Origin of the sequence: Faecalicatena sp. Marseille-Q4148, from assembly GCA_018228665.1 — a bacterium.
Classification (GTDB): Bacteria; Bacillota; Clostridia; order Lachnospirales; family Lachnospiraceae; genus UBA9414.
Genome location: CP073692.1, coordinates 1,916,456 through 1,933,934 on the forward strand (window position 1 = coordinate 1,916,456; position 17,479 = coordinate 1,933,934).

The 17,479-nt window shown below is 41.3% G+C and carries 18 protein-coding genes and 8 tRNA genes; 4 read left to right on the plus strand and 22 right to left on the minus strand.

What is annotated here, in order from left to right:
- The first annotated feature begins 1 nt into the window (after position 1).
- Positions 2-847: an ABC transporter ATP-binding protein gene (locus KFE17_09140; GenBank protein ID QUO31058.1), complete on the plus strand. Its 846-nt coding sequence runs from the start codon at positions 2-4 to the stop codon at positions 845-847.
- Complete coding sequence (locus tag KFE17_09145) at positions 847-1,503, plus strand: ABC-2 transporter permease (GenBank protein ID QUO31059.1); 657 nt, start codon at positions 847-849, stop codon at positions 1,501-1,503. The genes KFE17_09140 and KFE17_09145 overlap by 1 nt, the downstream gene beginning before the upstream one ends.
- A 274-nt stretch (positions 1,504-1,777) precedes the next feature.
- Here the strand turns inward: KFE17_09145 and KFE17_09150 are convergent.
- From KFE17_09150 to KFE17_09220, 15 genes are all read right to left on the minus strand, one after another.
- Positions 1,778-1,857, minus strand: a tRNA-Leu gene (locus KFE17_09150).
- 4 nt (positions 1,858-1,861) lie between these two features.
- Positions 1,862-1,934, minus strand: a tRNA-Lys gene (locus tag KFE17_09155).
- Between the two features lie 49 nt (positions 1,935-1,983).
- A tRNA-Gln gene (locus KFE17_09160) sits at positions 1,984-2,055 on the minus strand.
- Positions 2,056-2,111: 56 nt separating this feature from the next.
- Positions 2,112-2,185: transfer RNA gene (locus KFE17_09165), tRNA-His, on the minus strand.
- Positions 2,186-2,190: 5 nt separating this feature from the next.
- Positions 2,191-2,264 (minus strand) — tRNA-Arg (locus KFE17_09170).
- Positions 2,265-2,295: 31 nt separating this feature from the next.
- Positions 2,296-2,366: transfer RNA gene (locus tag KFE17_09175), tRNA-Gly, on the minus strand.
- A gap of 5 nt (positions 2,367-2,371) precedes the next feature.
- A tRNA-Pro gene (locus KFE17_09180) sits at positions 2,372-2,446 on the minus strand.
- Between the two features lie 197 nt (positions 2,447-2,643).
- Positions 2,644-3,123, minus strand: coding sequence for a metallophosphoesterase (locus KFE17_09185; GenBank protein QUO31060.1), 480 nt, complete (start codon positions 3,121-3,123; stop codon positions 2,644-2,646).
- Positions 3,101-3,718, minus strand: coding sequence for an XTP/dITP diphosphatase (locus KFE17_09190; protein ID QUO31061.1), 618 nt, complete (start codon positions 3,716-3,718; stop codon positions 3,101-3,103). The genes KFE17_09185 and KFE17_09190 overlap by 23 nt, the downstream gene beginning before the upstream one ends.
- A gap of 12 nt (positions 3,719-3,730) precedes the next feature.
- Positions 3,731-4,879 (minus strand): class I SAM-dependent RNA methyltransferase, encoded by a 1,149-nt coding sequence (locus tag KFE17_09195; GenBank protein QUO31062.1) that lies wholly within the window; start codon positions 4,877-4,879, stop codon positions 3,731-3,733.
- 200 nt (positions 4,880-5,079) lie between these two features.
- The gene (locus tag KFE17_09200; GenBank protein ID QUO31063.1) at positions 5,080-5,316 is read right to left on the minus strand and encodes a hypothetical protein; all 237 of its coding nucleotides are present in this window, start codon (positions 5,314-5,316) and stop codon (positions 5,080-5,082) included.
- 270 nt (positions 5,317-5,586) lie between these two features.
- Positions 5,587-6,045, minus strand: coding sequence for a DUF1700 domain-containing protein (locus KFE17_09205; protein ID QUO31064.1), 459 nt, complete (start codon positions 6,043-6,045; stop codon positions 5,587-5,589).
- A 159-nt stretch (positions 6,046-6,204) separates the two neighbouring features.
- Positions 6,205-8,319 (minus strand): glutamine synthetase III, encoded by a 2,115-nt coding sequence (locus KFE17_09210; GenBank protein ID QUO31065.1) that lies wholly within the window; start codon positions 8,317-8,319, stop codon positions 6,205-6,207.
- 92 nt (positions 8,320-8,411) lie between these two features.
- A complete protein-coding gene (gene fba / locus KFE17_09215) occupies positions 8,412-9,275 on the minus strand; it encodes a class II fructose-1,6-bisphosphate aldolase (protein QUO31066.1) in 864 nt (287 codons plus the stop codon).
- Between the two features lie 136 nt (positions 9,276-9,411).
- Positions 9,412-9,483: transfer RNA gene (locus KFE17_09220), tRNA-Glu, on the minus strand.
- Between the two features lie 35 nt (positions 9,484-9,518).
- Here KFE17_09220 and KFE17_09225 point away from each other — a divergent pair.
- Positions 9,519-9,950, plus strand: a complete 432-nt coding sequence (locus tag KFE17_09225) for a helix-turn-helix domain-containing protein (protein QUO31067.1) — start codon at positions 9,519-9,521, stop codon at positions 9,948-9,950.
- Here the strand turns inward: KFE17_09225 and KFE17_09230 are convergent.
- The 6 genes from KFE17_09230 to murB all read right to left on the minus strand — a co-directional run bounded on the left by KFE17_09230 (position 9,875) and on the right by murB (position 14,989).
- Entirely contained in the window at positions 9,875-10,783 is a 909-nt protein-coding gene (locus KFE17_09230) for an Abi family protein (protein QUO31068.1), read from the minus strand. The genes KFE17_09225 and KFE17_09230 overlap by 76 nt on opposite strands.
- A gap of 167 nt (positions 10,784-10,950) precedes the next feature.
- The gene (locus KFE17_09235) at positions 10,951-11,898 is read right to left on the minus strand and encodes a YegS/Rv2252/BmrU family lipid kinase (GenBank protein ID QUO31069.1); all 948 of its coding nucleotides are present in this window, start codon (positions 11,896-11,898) and stop codon (positions 10,951-10,953) included.
- Between the two features lie 79 nt (positions 11,899-11,977).
- The gene (locus tag KFE17_09240) at positions 11,978-12,232 is read right to left on the minus strand and encodes an HPr family phosphocarrier protein (GenBank protein ID QUO31070.1); all 255 of its coding nucleotides are present in this window, start codon (positions 12,230-12,232) and stop codon (positions 11,978-11,980) included.
- Positions 12,229-13,188, minus strand: coding sequence for a DNA-binding protein WhiA (whiA, locus tag KFE17_09245; protein ID QUO31071.1), 960 nt, complete (start codon positions 13,186-13,188; stop codon positions 12,229-12,231). The genes KFE17_09240 and whiA overlap by 4 nt, the downstream gene beginning before the upstream one ends.
- Positions 13,189-13,199: 11 nt before the next feature.
- A complete protein-coding gene (gene rapZ / locus KFE17_09250; GenBank protein QUO31072.1) occupies positions 13,200-14,072 on the minus strand; it encodes an RNase adapter RapZ in 873 nt (290 codons plus the stop codon).
- A 2-nt stretch (positions 14,073-14,074) separates the two neighbouring features.
- Positions 14,075-14,989, minus strand: a complete 915-nt coding sequence (gene murB, locus KFE17_09255) for a UDP-N-acetylmuramate dehydrogenase (GenBank protein QUO31073.1) — start codon at positions 14,987-14,989, stop codon at positions 14,075-14,077.
- Between the two features lie 169 nt (positions 14,990-15,158).
- Between murB and KFE17_09260 the strand changes: the two genes are divergently transcribed.
- The gene (locus KFE17_09260; GenBank protein QUO31074.1) at positions 15,159-16,463 is read left to right on the plus strand and encodes an HlyC/CorC family transporter; all 1,305 of its coding nucleotides are present in this window, start codon (positions 15,159-15,161) and stop codon (positions 16,461-16,463) included.
- Positions 16,464-16,551: 88 nt separating this feature from the next.
- Here KFE17_09260 and KFE17_09265 read toward each other — a convergent pair whose 3' ends face one another.
- Entirely contained in the window at positions 16,552-17,463 is a 912-nt protein-coding gene (locus tag KFE17_09265) for a hypothetical protein (protein QUO31075.1), read from the minus strand.
- Between the last annotated feature and the right edge of the window lie 16 nt (positions 17,464-17,479).

The window sequence follows — 17,479 nt, forward strand, 5'->3', positions numbered from 1 at the left end:
AATGTTAACACTAAAAAATGTACAAAAACACTACGGAGGATTTCATTTGAATTGTTCTTTAACTGTTCCAGCCGGATGTATTACCGGTCTGATCGGACAAAATGGCGCCGGAAAAAGTACAATGTTCAAAGCAATTCTGAACTTAATTTCTATAGACAGCGGAGAAATACGGCTTTTTGATCAAGATATTGCCTCTCTTTCTTCTCTTGATAAGCAGAAGCTCGGCGTTGTTCTTTCTGATTCCGGATTTAGTGGATATCTGACTGTAAAAAATATTATGAAAATCAATCAGCACATGTATCCGGCTTTCGAGAAAGAATATTTCCTGTCACAATGTGAACGTTTTCATCTTCCGCTTAACAAAATGATTAAAGAATTTTCTACAGGAATGAAAGCCAAACTGAAAGTATTGCTGGCACTTTCCCACAATGCTCAATTTCTTATTCTCGATGAGCCAACTTCCGGACTGGATACGATTGCCCGGGATGAAATTCTTGATCTTCTGCGGGAATATATGGAGACAGATGGACGCTCTATTTTAATCAGCTCTCATATTTCTACTGATCTTGAAACACTTTGTGACGAAATTTATATGATCCACAACGGCAGTATCGTACTTCACGAAGAAACAGATTGTCTCTTTGACCAGTATGGCGTTCTGAAAGTCAGCGAGGAACAATTCCGCACACTGGATAAACAATATCTGCTGCGCACGTTGAAAGAGCCTTTCGGCTACAGCTGTCTTACAAATGAAAAAGCATTTTATGCGGAAAATTATCCTGCAGTCACAATAGAGCGTGGGAGCATTGATAATATTATTACAACAATGATTCGAGGTGAAAAATAATGAAAGGATTACTCTATAAAGATATTATATTATGTTGGAATCGCAGAAATTTCTTTCTTCTGATTACCGCTATTTCCATTATGCTTGCTGTCACATCCAAAAACCCAATGTTTGTTATCAGTTATATCACATTAGTTTTCGGTATGTTCTCTATCAGCAGTATTTCTTATGATGAATTTGATAACGGCAACGCATTTTTATTCACACTGCCGTTTACCAGAGCAGGTTATGTATTGGAAAAATATTTGTTTTCTTTATTAATAAGCGGAATTCCGTGGCTGATCTCCTCAGTTTTGATTACCATCTATCAGAAATCCCGTGTTCCGGAATTGGATACTGCTGAATGGTTCCTTACCACTTTTATTTTTCTGTATATGGTTATTTTATTTCTTTCACTTACACTTCCGCTGCACTTGAAATACGGAGCAGAAAAAGCGCGTCTCTTTCTCTTCGGAGTGATGGGTGTTATCTTTGTCGTATGCATCCTTCTTACAAAGATAACTTCCTCCATCGCAGACAAAGTATTGCATTTTCTAAAGAATTTTTCTGCTGTCAGTACTTCGCAGATTGTTCTTGCGGGAGGCATTTTTTCCATCGTTCTACTTATTATTTCCGGACTTTGTTCCTTAAAAGTGATAAAAGGAAAAGAATTTTAAGAATGATATAAGCATTTTCACTTTTTCTTTATAAGGCTGTCACATTTTCATCACATTTCGACAGTATAGTAATAATCAAACAAAGCAAAATGCTTTTTAACATATATCATTTCTTTTTCATTACTTTTTCTTTCTTAGCTGAGACGATTGTTCTCAGCTATTTTAATTTCCGGTATTCTAAGGCTTATATTTGCCATAATCATATCGTAAAATAAAATTCTGCATAGAAAAAAGCTACAACTTTTGATTACTCATAAGCTGTAGCCTTGAAACATGCGGATGACAGGAATCGAACCTGCACGGTCTCCCACTAGATCCTAAGTCTAGCGCGTCTGCCAGTTCCGCCACATCCGCACAATGAAGCATCGGGGATTCGAACCCCGGACAACTTGATTAAAAGTCAAGTGCTCTACCGACTGAGCTAATGCTCCATAACTATATTGTAATTCGCCTGGCACCTTTGTCTTCTCCCCAGACTAACTGGGCTAGTTGGATTCGAACCAACGAATGCAGGAGTCAAAGTCCTGTGCCTTACCGCTTGGCGATAGCCCATTACATAGAAATACCTTGTCAACGAAACAGTTCGTCTAACAAGGTCTACACTAAAGGGTGGATACAGGGATTCGAACCCTGGGCCTCCAGAGCCACAATCTGGCGCGCTAACCAACTGCGCTATACCCACCATAACGTGCTCGAAGGGATTCGAACCCCCGACCCACGGCTTAGAAGGCCGTTGCTCTATCCAGCTGAGCTACGAACACATATCTTAAAGGCTATACTTGGCTTTAAGAAAGCGGGTGATGGGAATCGAACCCACGTATCTAGCTTGGAAGGCTAGTGTTCTACCATTGAACTACACCCGCATGAATCGGGGTGACAGGATTCGAACCTGCGACCTCCTGGTCCCAAACCAGGCGCTCTAGCCAAGCTGAGCCACACCCCGATGTTTTATTGTTTTTGCATCTCTCCCTGACGCAAGTGTTATTATATATGAACTAAATTCAAAAGTCAACACTTTTTTTCAATTTTTTTATTTTTTTTGTTTTTTATTTTTTCCTGCATTTTTAGCACAGATAAGCCAGATTCTCATGCTAACTTATCTGTGCATATTCCAGCATTACTTTGACCATTCTGTCCGTTCTACAGATAGCGTATTTCCGGTCGAAGCATTCCATCCATTTCCGCCTCAATCACAATGTAACTCGGTCTTCTGTCACTTTGACGCGGATAACTTAAACTTCCTGGATTTACCACTAAAATCCCACTGTTCCATTCCACGATCGGTCGGTGGGTATGACCATAAAACACTGCCTGCGCTCCTCCCGCCGATGCTGCAAGCGCCAGTCGGTCTGTTCCCATCGAAACATAATAAGTATGACCGTGTGTCAGCATTACTTTCTGACCTGCAATGCGTACTTCTGCTTCTCTTGGCAAATCTGTCCAGAAATCATTATTACCGGCTACCATATAGACCGGACACTCCATCACTGCCCGAATGTAATCTTCGCCCTCTTCCACATCTCCGAGATGAATTAACAGATCCGGCTGACCTTCTATTTTCAGCATTTTATCAAAATTCCCATGTCTGCCATGCGTATCACTGATTACAAGTATTTTCATATTTCTTCTCCATTACTTTTCGCATTGACCGCAGCGCTTTTCCCCGATGACTCACTTCATTCTTCTGCTCCGGTGTAATCTCCGCAGAAGTCATTCCGAACTCCGGAAGATAAAAGATCGGATCATATCCAAATCCGTTCGCTCCTGCAATCTTGTATCCAATCCGGCCTTCCATAGCCTCACAGACTACTTCTTCTGTTCCGTCCGGAAATACTGCCGCAATCGCACACACAAATCTGGCTGTCCTTTTCTCATCCGGAACTCCCTCCAAACGATCGATCAGCATCTGATTCTTAATATCATAAGAAGTATCTTTTCCTGCATAACGCGCAGAATAGATTCCCGGCTCTTTATTCAAATAATCTATTTCCAACCCAGAGTCATCCGCCAGAATAATATCTGAAGGGAGGTGCTCTGCAATCGCTCGCGCTTTAATCAATGCATTTTCTTCAAATGTTGTCCCATTTTCTTCTACATCCACATCGATTCCGGCTTCTTTCATAGATAAGATTTCCATTCCAAAATCTGAAAGAATCATCTTAATTTCTTTCATTTTATTTTGGTTCCCTGTTGCAAAAATGATTCGTTTTTCCATCTGTATACTCCTTTATTTCTTCGGTCTCGGTGGTTTTGGTCCCAAGAACTGATAGTAATAAGTCTTCAGCATTCCATTATATATTTTGCGATTCTTGTCCGCTTTTCTTCCCATATATTTTTCTGTATCTTCATAAGACGTAATCAGATATGCAGACCAGCTGTCTAATTGCCGGTAGGCATCTCCCAACGCACGGTAAATGTCCGGAAGCGCTTCTTTTTCTTCCAGTCGTTCTCCATACGGAGGATTCGTAATAAGAAATCCATATTTTTTCGGGTGGCTCAAATCTTTCACCGCCCGCTCCTGGAAATGGATCAGATGATCTACCCCTGCCTCTCTTGCATTATGTCTCGCGATCCGAACCATATCTCTATCAATATCATATCCCTGAATATCCACTTCCACAGAATCATCCACAAGATCATTCGCTTCATTTATTGCTTCATACCAGAGCTTCTTCGGAATCAGATTATTCCACTTCTCTGCTGTAAAAGAGCGATTCATACCAGGTGCAATATTCGCTGCCATCATTGCCGCCTCAATCGGAAATGTTCCGCTTCCGCAAAATGGATCCACAAGAATCCTGTCTTTCTTCCACGGAGTCAGCATAATAAGCGCTGCTGCCAGCGTCTCCGAAATAGGTGCTTTTCCGGCAGTTTCGCGATATCCTCTCTTATGCAGAGAACTTCCCGATGTATCAATTCCAATCGTCACAATGTCTTTCATCAGAAATACTCTGATCGGATATTCTGCTCCTGTCTCCTGAAACCATTCAATGTGATATTTCTCTTGGAGACGCTTCACAATTGCCTTCTTCATAATAGACTGGATATCTGATGGACTGAAAAGCTTACTTTTAATTGAAGATGCTTTTGCCACCCAAAACTTCCCGTCTGCCGGAATCCACTGTTCCCACGGAAGTGCCTTCGTCTTATCAAATAATTCTTCAAAACTGCTTGCTTTAAACGAGCCTGCTTTTAAAAGCACTCTCTCTGCCGTTCTCAGAAAAATATTCGCTCGCACAAGCGCTTCCATATCTCCGTAAAATGTCACCCTGCCATCTTCCACGCTGGCAATTTCATAGCCAAGATCAAGAACTTCTCTTTTCAAAACTGATTCCAGTCCAAAATGACACGGTGCGATCAATTCTATCATATTCATCTGTTTTTCTCCTCTGTTATCTGATAACTTCTATATTAATGTGATTTAGAAACACTGTCAACATGATGCTGCCAAAAAATCTCCGTCGGTCGTTCTCAACACCATAAATAACATTCAAAAAAAGACTGTGCCCCGGTGGTGCTTTCGCTTTCCCATCGGTACACAGCCTTTCTTATTCCCAAATTGTCCTATTCCGTTTTTTAATATCCGTTATACTCGTTTTCAGATCTGTTTTTTCCTGATGCATTTTTGCCTGAAGAATTTGTTCCTGCATAATTGCTCTCTCCGCCTCTATGACAGCTGCTGGAAGCTGAACTGGCTGAGCGATTCTTTGCACGGCCTTCTGTTCGATTCTTCGCATTGCTGCCCGTATTGCTAACAGCTTTATTCTTGTTCATCTCATCTGAAAATGTGTTTGTGTTTTTATTCTTTGCCATAATATAATTCCTCCTGTTTTTTTATTACACCCTTATTATCTCAGAAGAAACTATTTTTTATACATAGAATCAAAAAGGAAGATTTTGAGATTTTTAAATTTTTTTCTTGCTTTTTTCAACCCATTATATTATACTACTAACTGTAGGAAGTATTCTTTCTACAACCCCTTATTAATTATTTATACTCCCCTCAAAAGACCGATGGCTCCCCCATCGGTCTTTTACTTTATACATATCTCTATATTTTCTTTAGCAATATTATTCTTGCTTTCATCTCCTATTTTTAAAGAAATTAATCAGTAATACAATTATGATTACCGGAACTACTACCGGTGCAAGCAAAGTAATAATACCTGATACAATCGAGAATATGAGAAAAATAATTCCTACCACCACAAGAATTACCGCTAGTTTTCCCCAGAAAGAATTCAACCGATATACCTTATGTTTGCCCCCATAATAACCGCTGTCTTCCTTTCGATCATCATGATATACCTGTGCGTCGCTATAACTTTCTCCTGCACTTCCCTGTCCAGGCGCTTCCAAAAGTGACCTGGCAATAACCCACGGATCTCCAAGCTCACTCAAAACTTCTTCCTCACTGCGTCCCTTCTGTACTTCTTCCTGAATATAATCTCTATAATAATTCAAATGCCCCTGGATTGTATAACTATCCATTCCGTCAGCCAATGCTTCTTTCAGCTTTTCTAAAAATTCACTGCGCGTCATTCATTCCTCTCCTTTATCCTTTTTATGAAAACTCCTCAGACAAAGAATAGCATATTTCCACTGCAATTCCAAGTCTGAGGAGTCTTAAGTTTTTATAAGATTTATGAACTTTTCTTTAAGAAAAATACAGATTCCTTACGTCTCTTTTTCTATTTCATCTTACACTTCAAACAGAAGATCACTGTATGACGGCATCGGCCACATATCTTTGGAAACAATCATTTCCAGATGATCCACCGGCTCACGCAATGCTTTCATAGCCGGAACAACCTCATCATGATAGTAATGTGCCTGTTCACAGCCTTCCGCTCTTTTTCCGGCCTCTTCCGTCACTTCTTCCAGATGTACAAGCGCATCTTTTACCTCTTTGAGAAGATTATTCGTCTCTGTCAGAACTTCCATCTGCACAAGTGGTTCTGCTCCTGCACCCCGAACGGCAACAACGGTCTCAGCTACTGTCTTCGTATAGTTCATTACTGCCGGAAGAATCTGCTTTCTCGCAATATCGATCATCGTTTTCGCTTCTATATTAATAACTTTCGCATAAGCTTCGTACTTGATCTCCATGCGGGATTCCAACTCTGCCCGTCGAAATACACCAAATTTCTCAAAAACACGAACGGATTCCTCTGACACAAGTGCCGGGATTGCATCTACCATAGACGGAAGATTCGGAAGACCGCGGCGTTTCGCCTCCTCCACCCATTCCTGTGAATATCCGTTGCCGCTAAATACAATCCTCTGATGTTCTGTTGCATAGCGCTTAATCAGATCATGAACTGCCTGTTCAAAATCTTCTGCTTTCTCCAGTTCATCGCACGCATCACAAAGTGCATCCGCAACAATTGTATTCAGTACAACATTCGGTCCTCCGACAGAATCTCTTGAACCGACCATACGGAACTCCCATTTATTTCCGGTAAAAGCAAATGGTGACGTACGGTTCCTGTCTGTCGCATCTTTTGTAAAGTCCGGAAGTGTGCGTACACCTGTCTCCAGAACGCTTCCTTTAATACTGTGAGTTGCTGTTCCTGTACTTACAAGCTGCTCCAGCACATCCTCAAGCTGTTCTCCGAGGAAAATAGAAATAATTGCCGGCGGAGCTTCTGCTGCCCCAAGACGCTCTTCATTCCCCGGATCTGCCGCAGATTCCCGAAGAAGCGCCGCATGTTTATCAACTGCCCGCAGCATACACATCATCAGCAAAAGAAACTGAATATTTTCATGCGGTGTCTTTCCCGGATCAAATAAATTCTTTCCGTCATCTGTGATTAGCGACCAGTTATCATGCTTTCCGGAACCGTTCACTCCGGCAAATGGTTTCTCATGGAGAAGACAATGCAGTCCCTGTCTGGAAGCAACTTTTTTGAGTGTTTCCATAATCAGCTGATTGTGGTCAACTGCTACATTGCATTCCATATAGATCGGTGCAAGTTCATGCTGTGCAGGTGCTGCCTCATTATGCTGCGTCTTAGCAGTTACTCCAAGCTTCCACAACTCTTCATTCGTCGTCTTCATGAATGCAGCGATACGGTTTCTCAAACTTCCAAAGTAATGATCATCCAGCTCCTGTCCTTTAGGCGGCATCGCTCCAAACAGCGTCCGTCCTGTAAAGATTAAATCTTTTCTCTGAAGATATTTCTCCCGATCTACGAGAAAATATTCCTGTTCGGCACCGACAGATGCCTTAACTCTCTTAGCTGTTGTGTTGCCGAACAAACGCAGGAAACGGAGCCCCTGTGTATTAATCGCCTCCATTGATCTCAAAAGCGGCGTCTTCTGATCAAGCGCCTCGCCTGTATAAGAGCAAAATGCTGTCGGAATATAGAGGATGCATCCCGCTTCATCTTTCTTCACAAATGCCGGCGACGTGCAGTCCCATGCCGTGTAGCCTCTCGCTTCAAATGTGGCACGCAGTCCTCCTGACGGAAAAGAAGATGCATCCGGTTCTCCCTTGATCAGTTCTTTTCCGGAAAAGCTCATTAGAACTTTCCCGTTAGCCATCGGCGCCGAAATAAATGAATCATGTTTCTCCGCTGTCACTCCTGTCAGCGGCTGAAACCAATGTGTATAATGTGTTGCGCCTTTTTCAATCGCCCATTCTTTCATCTCATGTGCGATTACATCCGCAGTTTCCAGGTCAAGTTCTTTTCCCTCTTCGATCGTTTTTTTCAGATCTTTATAGACTTTCTTAGGCAGACGTTCCTGCATCACTGTATCGTTAAATACATTCTCTCCAAAAATCGCCGCTACATTCATGAATTCTCCCATCATTTCATCCTCTCGCTATTCACTATATCGTTGCTTTTGAAATTGCAAAGGCATTCCAATTACTGGAATGCCTTATTATTCTTCTCTAGTTGAAACTAAGCTCTGTCAATGGAACCGAATAATTCCATTTTTTCTTTTACAGTTGCTTTAATTGCTTCGAACCCAGGTGCTAATAATTTACGCGGATCATAGCCTTTGCCCTGCTGATCTTTACCTGCTTCTACATATTCACGTGTAGCTTCTGCGAAAGCCAGCTGACACTCTGTGTTAACGTTGATTTTAGAAACGCCAAGATCGATCGCTTTCTTGATCATCTCTGCCGGAATACCTGTTCCACCGTGAAGAACAAGCGGCATAGTTCCTGTAAGCTGCTGGATTGCATCCAGAGTCTCAAAACTTAATCCCTGCCAGTTTGCCGGATATTTTCCATGGATATTTCCAATTCCTGCTGCAAGCATGTCTACACCGAGATCAGCGATCATCTTACATTCGTTCGGATCTGCACATTCTCCTGCTCCCACAACTCCGTCTTCTTCACCACCGATAGAACCAACTTCCGCTTCGATAGAAAGTCCAAGTGCATGAGACACTGCTACAAGCTCTCTTGTCTTTGCAACGTTCTCTTCAATCGGGTAATGAGAACCATCAAACATGATAGATGAAAATCCTGCTTTAATACATTTATAGCATCCTTCATATGTACCGTGATCCAGATGAAGTGCTACAGGTACTGTGATATTCAGCTCATCGATCATAGCTTTCACCATATCTGCAACTGTCTTAAAGCCTGTCATATATTTTCCTGCACCCTCTGATACACCAAGAATGACTGGAGAATTACATTCCTGAGCTGTCAAAAGGATTGCCTTTGTCCACTCCAGGTTGTTGATGTTGAACTGACCAACTGCATAATGACCTGCTTTTGCTTTATCAAGCATTTCTTTTGCTGAAACTAACATAATCTTTCCCTCCGATTTCTAAAATTCAACATTTTGATGCATTTCATTATAGCGCATTGACGTAGAAAATGCAAGCAGGCAGCTTTCGTCAAACAACACAAAAAAAGAACAGTAATTGCTACTGTTCTTTGCGTAATGACCCCTAGGAGAATCGAACTCCTGATTCGACCGTGAGAGGGTCGCGTCTTGACCGCTTGACCAAGGGGCCTGATTGATTACTTGCTTAGTATATAACACTTTTGAATGAAATGCAAGCATTTTTTTATATTTTTTGAAAAATTTAAAAAATATTTAACTCTTGATTCTCGAATTATTATTGAAACGAAATTGAACGAAGGAGAAAGCTTTAAAGCTATCGGCAGATTCTTAAATAAGGATTGTACAACCATTTCCAAAGAAGTGAAACATCACATCTCTTTCGAAAAAAGCGGAGCCCACAGCAAATCCTTCACTGACTGCCGCTTAGCTTTTCAGCGTAATTCCATCAAAACCAGTAAAAATGGCGAAGTGCTTATCGTAACACTCCGCCAAAAGCCTAACCGGTTTGAGCAAAATGCTTGGTTAGGTCTGTTTTACTATTTTATGCAGTTCTGCTGCATTTATACACTTAAATGTGCTTTCCAATCCGTTGGAAGATTCATTGCTGTAAGGCTGACTACACCAATATTATTTTGAATCAGCTTATCGAAAGCATCTACAAATACTGTCCACTCTTCATCGGATGAACGCAGATACTTCATCGCCAGTAGGATTTGATACAAACCGTTATGTGCCGGCGGTGGTGTAACTTTATCTGCATCCAGAATTTCTGGTGTCGTATGTATTGTGCGATTGTAAATTCTGGAATTATGAGCACACATATTACGCAATACTGAAACACCCTGTATCCATGAAGCAAGCATTTTCTGCGATGGATTTACTAAATTTCCTTTTTTCGATTTATATTGGTAATTAGCCGCCAATATAGAATACGAACTCCCTGTACCCGTTTTCAAATTCTTAATTATCTTCGATAACGTACCAAATGAAATAACTTCAACAGCTGCCCATGCAGGCACCTCTCCATCATGATTATCAAAATTGTGTTTGATAAACACATCATTAGAGCGAGCAATTTCTGACGCTACTGTAGACATATTCTGCCAATATAGTTTTTTCTCTTTAAAAATCGATGAATCCTGCAAAACAAGTGGTTCTCCGTGTATAAGTAACGATTCTACTAATCGTACTCTTAAAGCCACCTCAATCTTAGAAATCATTGAAAAAATCAAAGCAGATAATTCCTGATCAAACTGATACAACTTTAAAATATCTTCAAACTTGATTCCTGGAACATACTTCTTTGTAGCATTATCATATAGGTGGAAAGAGTATCCACGCAAACGATAAAACCCAACTGACTTTAATACCTTTTCTACATCCGCACGAGAAGTAATTGCCATTCCTGCATCAATATATGATTGTACCTGCTGTGCTATTGTTAATATTTGTTTTGGATATTGATACATAAGACACCCCATAAATGAAAAAGTCCCACCGGGTTGCGCATAAAAATCAGAGGCGTGGTGGGTTCTGTTACTATCATTATACAGCTTTTATTGTGGCTGTCAAGATTCCTTTTTTACAAAAAAATACAGGTTCCCACTATTTCTTCTCTGGAACTATTTAAACTGTCCTAAATCTCTTCGTCTGAAATGCATACCAGATCCGGATTGGCTGTCAGCACCGACAATTCTTCTGCCGGAACCATAATCTGAAGCTGCTGCTGAAGATTTTCAATTTCCACTTGATCATGCTCTCCTCCAAATTCACCGTCAAGCGTCCACGGAATTTCCTCTTCTGACTCAAATCGAATAGCGCCTGTACGGAACGTGTACATATGGTTTGTATTTACCTGCTCGACAAGAAGCGCGGCAATAATCTCATTCAATTCCAATGGGTTTTTCGGCATCTTAATTAATGTTACTTCAAATTTCCCATCATCAAATACCACTTCTTTTCCGACCATTCCCCGGAAGCCCCCGACAGATTTAGAGTTTGTAACCATTCCAAAAATAAATTTGTCTTCGATTACACCCTCATCATATGTTACCTTTATTTTATAAGAAGGAATATTAAAAATTCTCTTTGCTCCCTCCAGCACATAAGCCAGATGTCCAAGCACATTTTTCACTTCCTGCTTTGTCTGATAAGCTACGTCCGTAAATAATCCAAAGGCTGCAATGTATACAAAAATTCCTTTATTAAATCTTCCCACATCACATTGAAATAGCTTGCCGTTTACTGCTGTGTCTGCTGCCTCCAGACGGTTCTTAGGAATATGGAGGCTGTTTGCAAAATCATTTGTCGTTCCTGTTGGAATATAGCCGATCGGTATCCGCTCTTTCCGCTTCATCATTCCCGTCACAACCTCGTCAAGCGTGCCGTCTCCTCCACTGCACACAACGAGATCGTAACCATCCGGCAAATGCTTTACCTTTTGATATGCATCTTTATATCTCTGTGTCGGATAAATTACGATTTCGTAATCTGCCTTCACAAAAATGTCAAGAATATCCGAAAGTCCGGATTTCAAAGCACCTTTCCCAGCATTCGGATTATAAATAAAAATCATTTTTTTCATTTATGCCGCCTCCTTCTCGTATTACATTGGCTAAAAAGGCATGTACACGAATCTGTACACGCCTTTCACTGCGAAATTCTTATCTGTTTGCGAAAAACGCCTCAATTCCCTGAGCTGCCTCGCCTTCATCCACACCGTCTGTTACAACCATCAGTTTTTCTCCTCCGGCAAGTTTCAGACTCATCATTCCCATAATGCTCTTTGCATTAATCTTTTTGTTATCAATCTCTATATATACCTGGCTTGTATACTGACTTGCCTCCTGCACAAGCAAAGCAATTGGTCTTGCGTCCAAACCGTCATCCAGTTTAATAGTGATTGGTTTTTTAATCATAATACTTCCTCCTTGTTCTCTCTTGCTCTGTCAGCAATCTCACTCAGCTTCCTCAGTCTATGATTCACCCCTGATTTTCCAACAGGTGATGAAAGCAGCTGTCCAAGCTCTTTCAACGTAGCTTCCGGATGTTCCAGCCTGACAAGAGCCATTTCTTTCAGCCCCTCTGTCAGAACATCTAATCCGATCGTATCCTGGATATACTTAATATCCTCGAGCTGTTTTACCGCTGCCGAAACTGTCTTATGAATATTTGCTGTTTCACAATTGACGATCCGATTGACTGAATTTCGCATCTCTTTCAAGATGCGAACATTTTCAAGATCCATTAATGCTACATGCGCTTCCATCACATTCAGCATGTCAACAATTTGAGAACCCTCTTTCAAATATACAACATATGTCTTCTTACGCAAAACAATCTTCGCATCCACCCCAAAGCTGTCCATCATCGTCTGAAGCTGTACTGCTCTCGCTTCCGAAGCACATACAATTTCAAAATGATATGATTTTTCAGGATCGCTCATGGAACCTGCTGCCAGAAATGCCCCTCTAAGAAATGCCCGTCTGCAGCACATCTGCTGGACAACGATATTCTTTACAACTGACATCTCCTCAAACACTTCCCCTTCTCTGTCAAGAAGCTTCACTGCCTGAAGAATTCTGACTGCATCTGTATGGCTTTTCACAGCAACGGAATAAATCGTACTCCCTCTTGCCTGGTTTCTGCGAATCGCGTTTTCAGTCTCTATATTAAAGGTTTTTTCGATTAATGTAAAGCACTTTCTTGCAACAGCTATATTTTCCGTATGAATTTTAATGGAAAACTGCTCTCTGCTGTCAATTATGACACTGCCGCAAAAGCTTAAAATCGCTGCCAGTTCTGCAATCTGGCAATGTCTTGCCGTCGGTAACTGCTGCGACAGCTCTTCTTTCACTTTCCCTGAAAATGACATGCGTCCTCCTTTTATTTCACCGCCGAATCCTTTCGAATGTCGCGATGTTCCGCTTTCACCCCATATTCATCCAACTGTTTTAGTCTCTCATACAGGGCATTCACAATCGTAACTGAACGATGTTTTCCTCCTGTACATCCAATTCCAATAACGAGATTATGTTTTCCTTCATTAATATAGTTCGGAATCAAAAACTTCATAAGATCCGTCAAGCGGTCAAGGAATTCTTCTGCCAGTCCCCCCTGCATAACATAATCCTGAATTTCTTTTTCATTCCCGGTTTTTGGTCTAAGTTCAAGATCATAATATGGATTCGGAAGAAACCTGACATCAAATACAAGATCTGCATCATTTGGAATACCATATTTAAACCCAAAAGAGAGAATTGTCATGTAAAGATTTTTATAATCTTTATCGAGCACAATGACTCTTTTCAATTCCTGCTGCAGCTCTTTTGTGAGCATATGGCTTGTATCCACAATATAATCTGCCCGCTCTTTCAGAAAACGAATGCGTCCTCTTTCTCTGAAGATTCCCTTATCGATCCGTTCTCCCGATGCCAGTGGATGGCTTCTCCTCGTTTCTTTATAGCGTTTGATTAATATTTCATCTTCGGCATCCAGAAATAATATTTTGTAAGAAACATTTTCTTCCTTATAATGATCCAATATCTCTTCCAGTGACTCCAGTTTCTCCCCGCTTCGAATATCAACTCCCAGCGCTACTTTATTTACCTTTGTTCCCGGAATCATCAAAAGTTCCTGAAGCTTTGGCATCAGATCCACCGGAAGATTATCAATACAAAAGTATCCCACATCTTCCAACATCTTCAGCGCTGTACTTTTACCAGCCCCGGACATTCCTGTGACAATCATAATTTCCATCTTTAGAATTCTCCTAACCGTTTTACCTCCGGTTCAAGTTCAATACCGGAGTTCTCCTTTACTCTTTTGATCACTTCATTCATAAGCTCTGTCACATCTTTTGCAGTAGCTTTTCCACGATTGATTACGAAACCGCAATGTTTCTCAGACACCTGAGCTCCACCGACTCCAAATCCTCTCAGCCCAGCCTCCTCGATCAGTTTTCCTGCAAAATTTCCTTCAGGACGTTTAAATGTACTTCCTGCACTCGGAAATTCCAATGGCTGTTTCGTTATTCTTCGATTCTTCAAATCATCCATCTTCTCTTTAATCTCTTCCTGAGAAGCCTCTTGAAGCTTGAGTTCTACCTCAAGAACAATATATCCATTCTTTGCCACAGCACTTGTTCGATAACCAAACTCCATCTCTTTATTTGTAAGAACACGGATTTCATTCTCTTTTGTCAGCACTTTAACGGAAGTCACAACATCTTTCATCTCTCCGCCATAAGCTCCTGCATTCATAACCATAGCGCCTCCAATCGTGCCCGGAATTCCTGCTGCAAATTCAAACCCGCCTAAAGCCCTCTCATATGCTGCATTCGCAATCTTAGAAAGCAGTGCTCCTGCCTGCGCCCGGATTGTTCCATCCTCCAATACTTCAATTTCACTCATTTCTTTCCCGAACTGGATGATCACTCCGCGATACCCTCCATCTCCGGCAAGAATATTACTTCCATTCCCTAGAATATAGTACGGAATCTGCTTCGATATGCATAACGCAATCACATTTTGGACTGCCTGTGCATCTTTTACTGTCACAAAATAATCCGCCGGACCGCCAACACGAAAGGTTGTATGCCCGGAAAGCATTTCCTGTGTCAGAACGTCCGACTTCCCTGCTGCTTCTTTCAACTCTTTATATATATCAAAATTCATAGTTCGTCTCCTATTTTCTTTTTTGTTCTTAAATTGAATCGTCTTTATCATACAACAATCTCCCTCCAAATTCAATGTTTCTCTCTCGCATTTCTATTGCAAAAAAGTAGTAAATACGCTATATTTATAGGTATACGAAAATATAATAAAAAAAGGAGTGAACAGATCATTGGACTCGAGTGTCGTCATACAGATTATTGTTCTAATCATCTTGCTTGGTCTGTCTGCATTTTTTTCATCTGCAGAGACCTGCCTTGTAACTATTAACAAGATTCGCATCCGTACGTTGATTGAAGAGGGAAATAAGCGTGCTCTCACACTGCTGAAAGTTACGGAAGATTCCGGAAAGATGTTAAGCGCTATTTTAATTGGCAATAACATCGTGAACCTTTCCGCATCCTCTATTTCCACGATGATCGCTTATAACTTCGGCGGCTCTGCCGTTGCCATTGCGACCGGTATCATTACGCTGCTGATTCTTCTGTTCGGGGAGATTACTCCGAAAACTGCCGCAACCGTTCATCCGGAAAAGCTTGCTCTTGCTTATGCTCCAATCGTTCTTTTCTTAATGAAGATTGCGACTCCGGTTATTTTTGTTGTCAATAGCCTTTCCAAATGCGTGATGTTTATTCTGCGCATTGACACAAGCGCTAAGAATGACGCAATGACAGAGAACGAGCTGCGTACAATCGTGGATGTCAGCCACGAAGACGGAATCATTGAATCTGAAGAAAAGGAAATGATCTATAATGTATTCGATCTTGGCGATGCAAAAGCTAAAGATGTAATGGTACCTCGTGTACACATGACATTTGCCGATGTAAACAGTTCCTATGAAGAACTGATCGAAATTTTCCGTGAAGACAAGTTTACACGTCTTCCTATTTTTGAAGAGACGACCGATAATGTCATCGGTACGATCAATATGAAAGACCTCTTGCTGTACGACAACAAGAAGGATTTCCATGTGAAAGATATTTTACGTGAAGCATATTTCACCTATGAATATAAAAATATTTCTGAACTGCTTGTTGAGATGCGTGATGCTTCTTTCAATATCGCTATTGTTCTTGATGAATATGGCGAGACTGCCGGTCTGATTACCCTGGAGGATATTCTTGAGGAGATTGTCGGCGAGATTCACGATGAATACGATGAGAACGAAGAAGAATTCATCAAGGAAATCAACAAACAGGAATATATTATTGAAGGTTCCATGAACCTCGATGATCTTAATGATCAGCTTGAACTGGAATTTTCTTCCGAAGATTATGACTCTCTCGGCGGCTTCATCATTGAACATCTTGACCGCCTCCCGGAACTCAATGACGAGATTATGACTGCAGACGGCATCCGTCTTGTTGTAGAAAAGTTAGACAAGAACCGGGTAGAGAAAGTACATCTCTATCTTCCGGAAGATTACTACGAGAAAAAGAAGAAAAAGAGTCTTGACCTTGATCTTTTAGATGAGTAAACAAAAGGGCACCGCTTTCCATTAACCTTAGTTAATTTGCGGCTGCCCTTTTACTTTTTTGTTGCTTATTTCTCTTTTACAAACCTTTTTACTCTCCCGGCCGATATTCCATATCGTCAAACCCATCCGTCAGCTTCTCAGCATAATTTTCAAGCATCTTCTGTGCATTCTTGCGGCTGTCTTCTTCCACTGTCTGATCCGTCTCTTTCATCTCGTCTTTTCCCGCTACATGGAAGATTTCATCCGGATCTACCTCTCCGACTTCTACATCTTCTCCTGCCAGCTGCATAACTGATACGATTTCGTCTACCGGAAGATCCATAAACATTGATAATTCATCGATCGTAATCTTCCGCCCCATCTCTTCTGTCAGTTTCGTAATAGACTCGTCCAACTCGCTGACCTTTTCCACCATCCGGTGATCACGCTTCTTTTCTTCCTCCAATGTTTCCTGAAGCGCCTGAATTCCCTGCAGTATCTCTCTTCGCAGAAATTCATCTCCATGATCTGCAGTATCTAACATCTCAATTGCCGTAATCAGACTTAAATTTCCCTCCTGGATAATATCTCCCAGAAAAATTTCCGGGTGTCTCTGTGTCTTGGCAATCTCCACAACAACCGGAAGATAACTCTCCGTCAAACGCTGTTTTGCTGCTTCCTCTTTCTTCGCCGCCCGGGCAAATAATTCCGGCAATTCTTCTTTCTCTGCCCTTCGCAATGCTGCAAGATCTCTCTCATATTCACGCAGATACTCTTTTTCTTCTTCTGTAAATACCGCTTCTTCTCCTGCCGCAGTGACTGTTCCGCCTTTTTTCTCATAGCCACTGACAACAACTTTCTGGGAGAGCAGATAATCACATACCAATTCAATCTGCTCCTCTGATAAATGATCTTCTTCAAAATATTTCTCTACTTCGTCCATTGTGATCCGCATCCCCTGCTCAAAAGCAGCTGCCAGAACACCGGAAAGTTTTTCACGAAATTCCATTCGACCGTCCATGCCATAACCTCTTTTC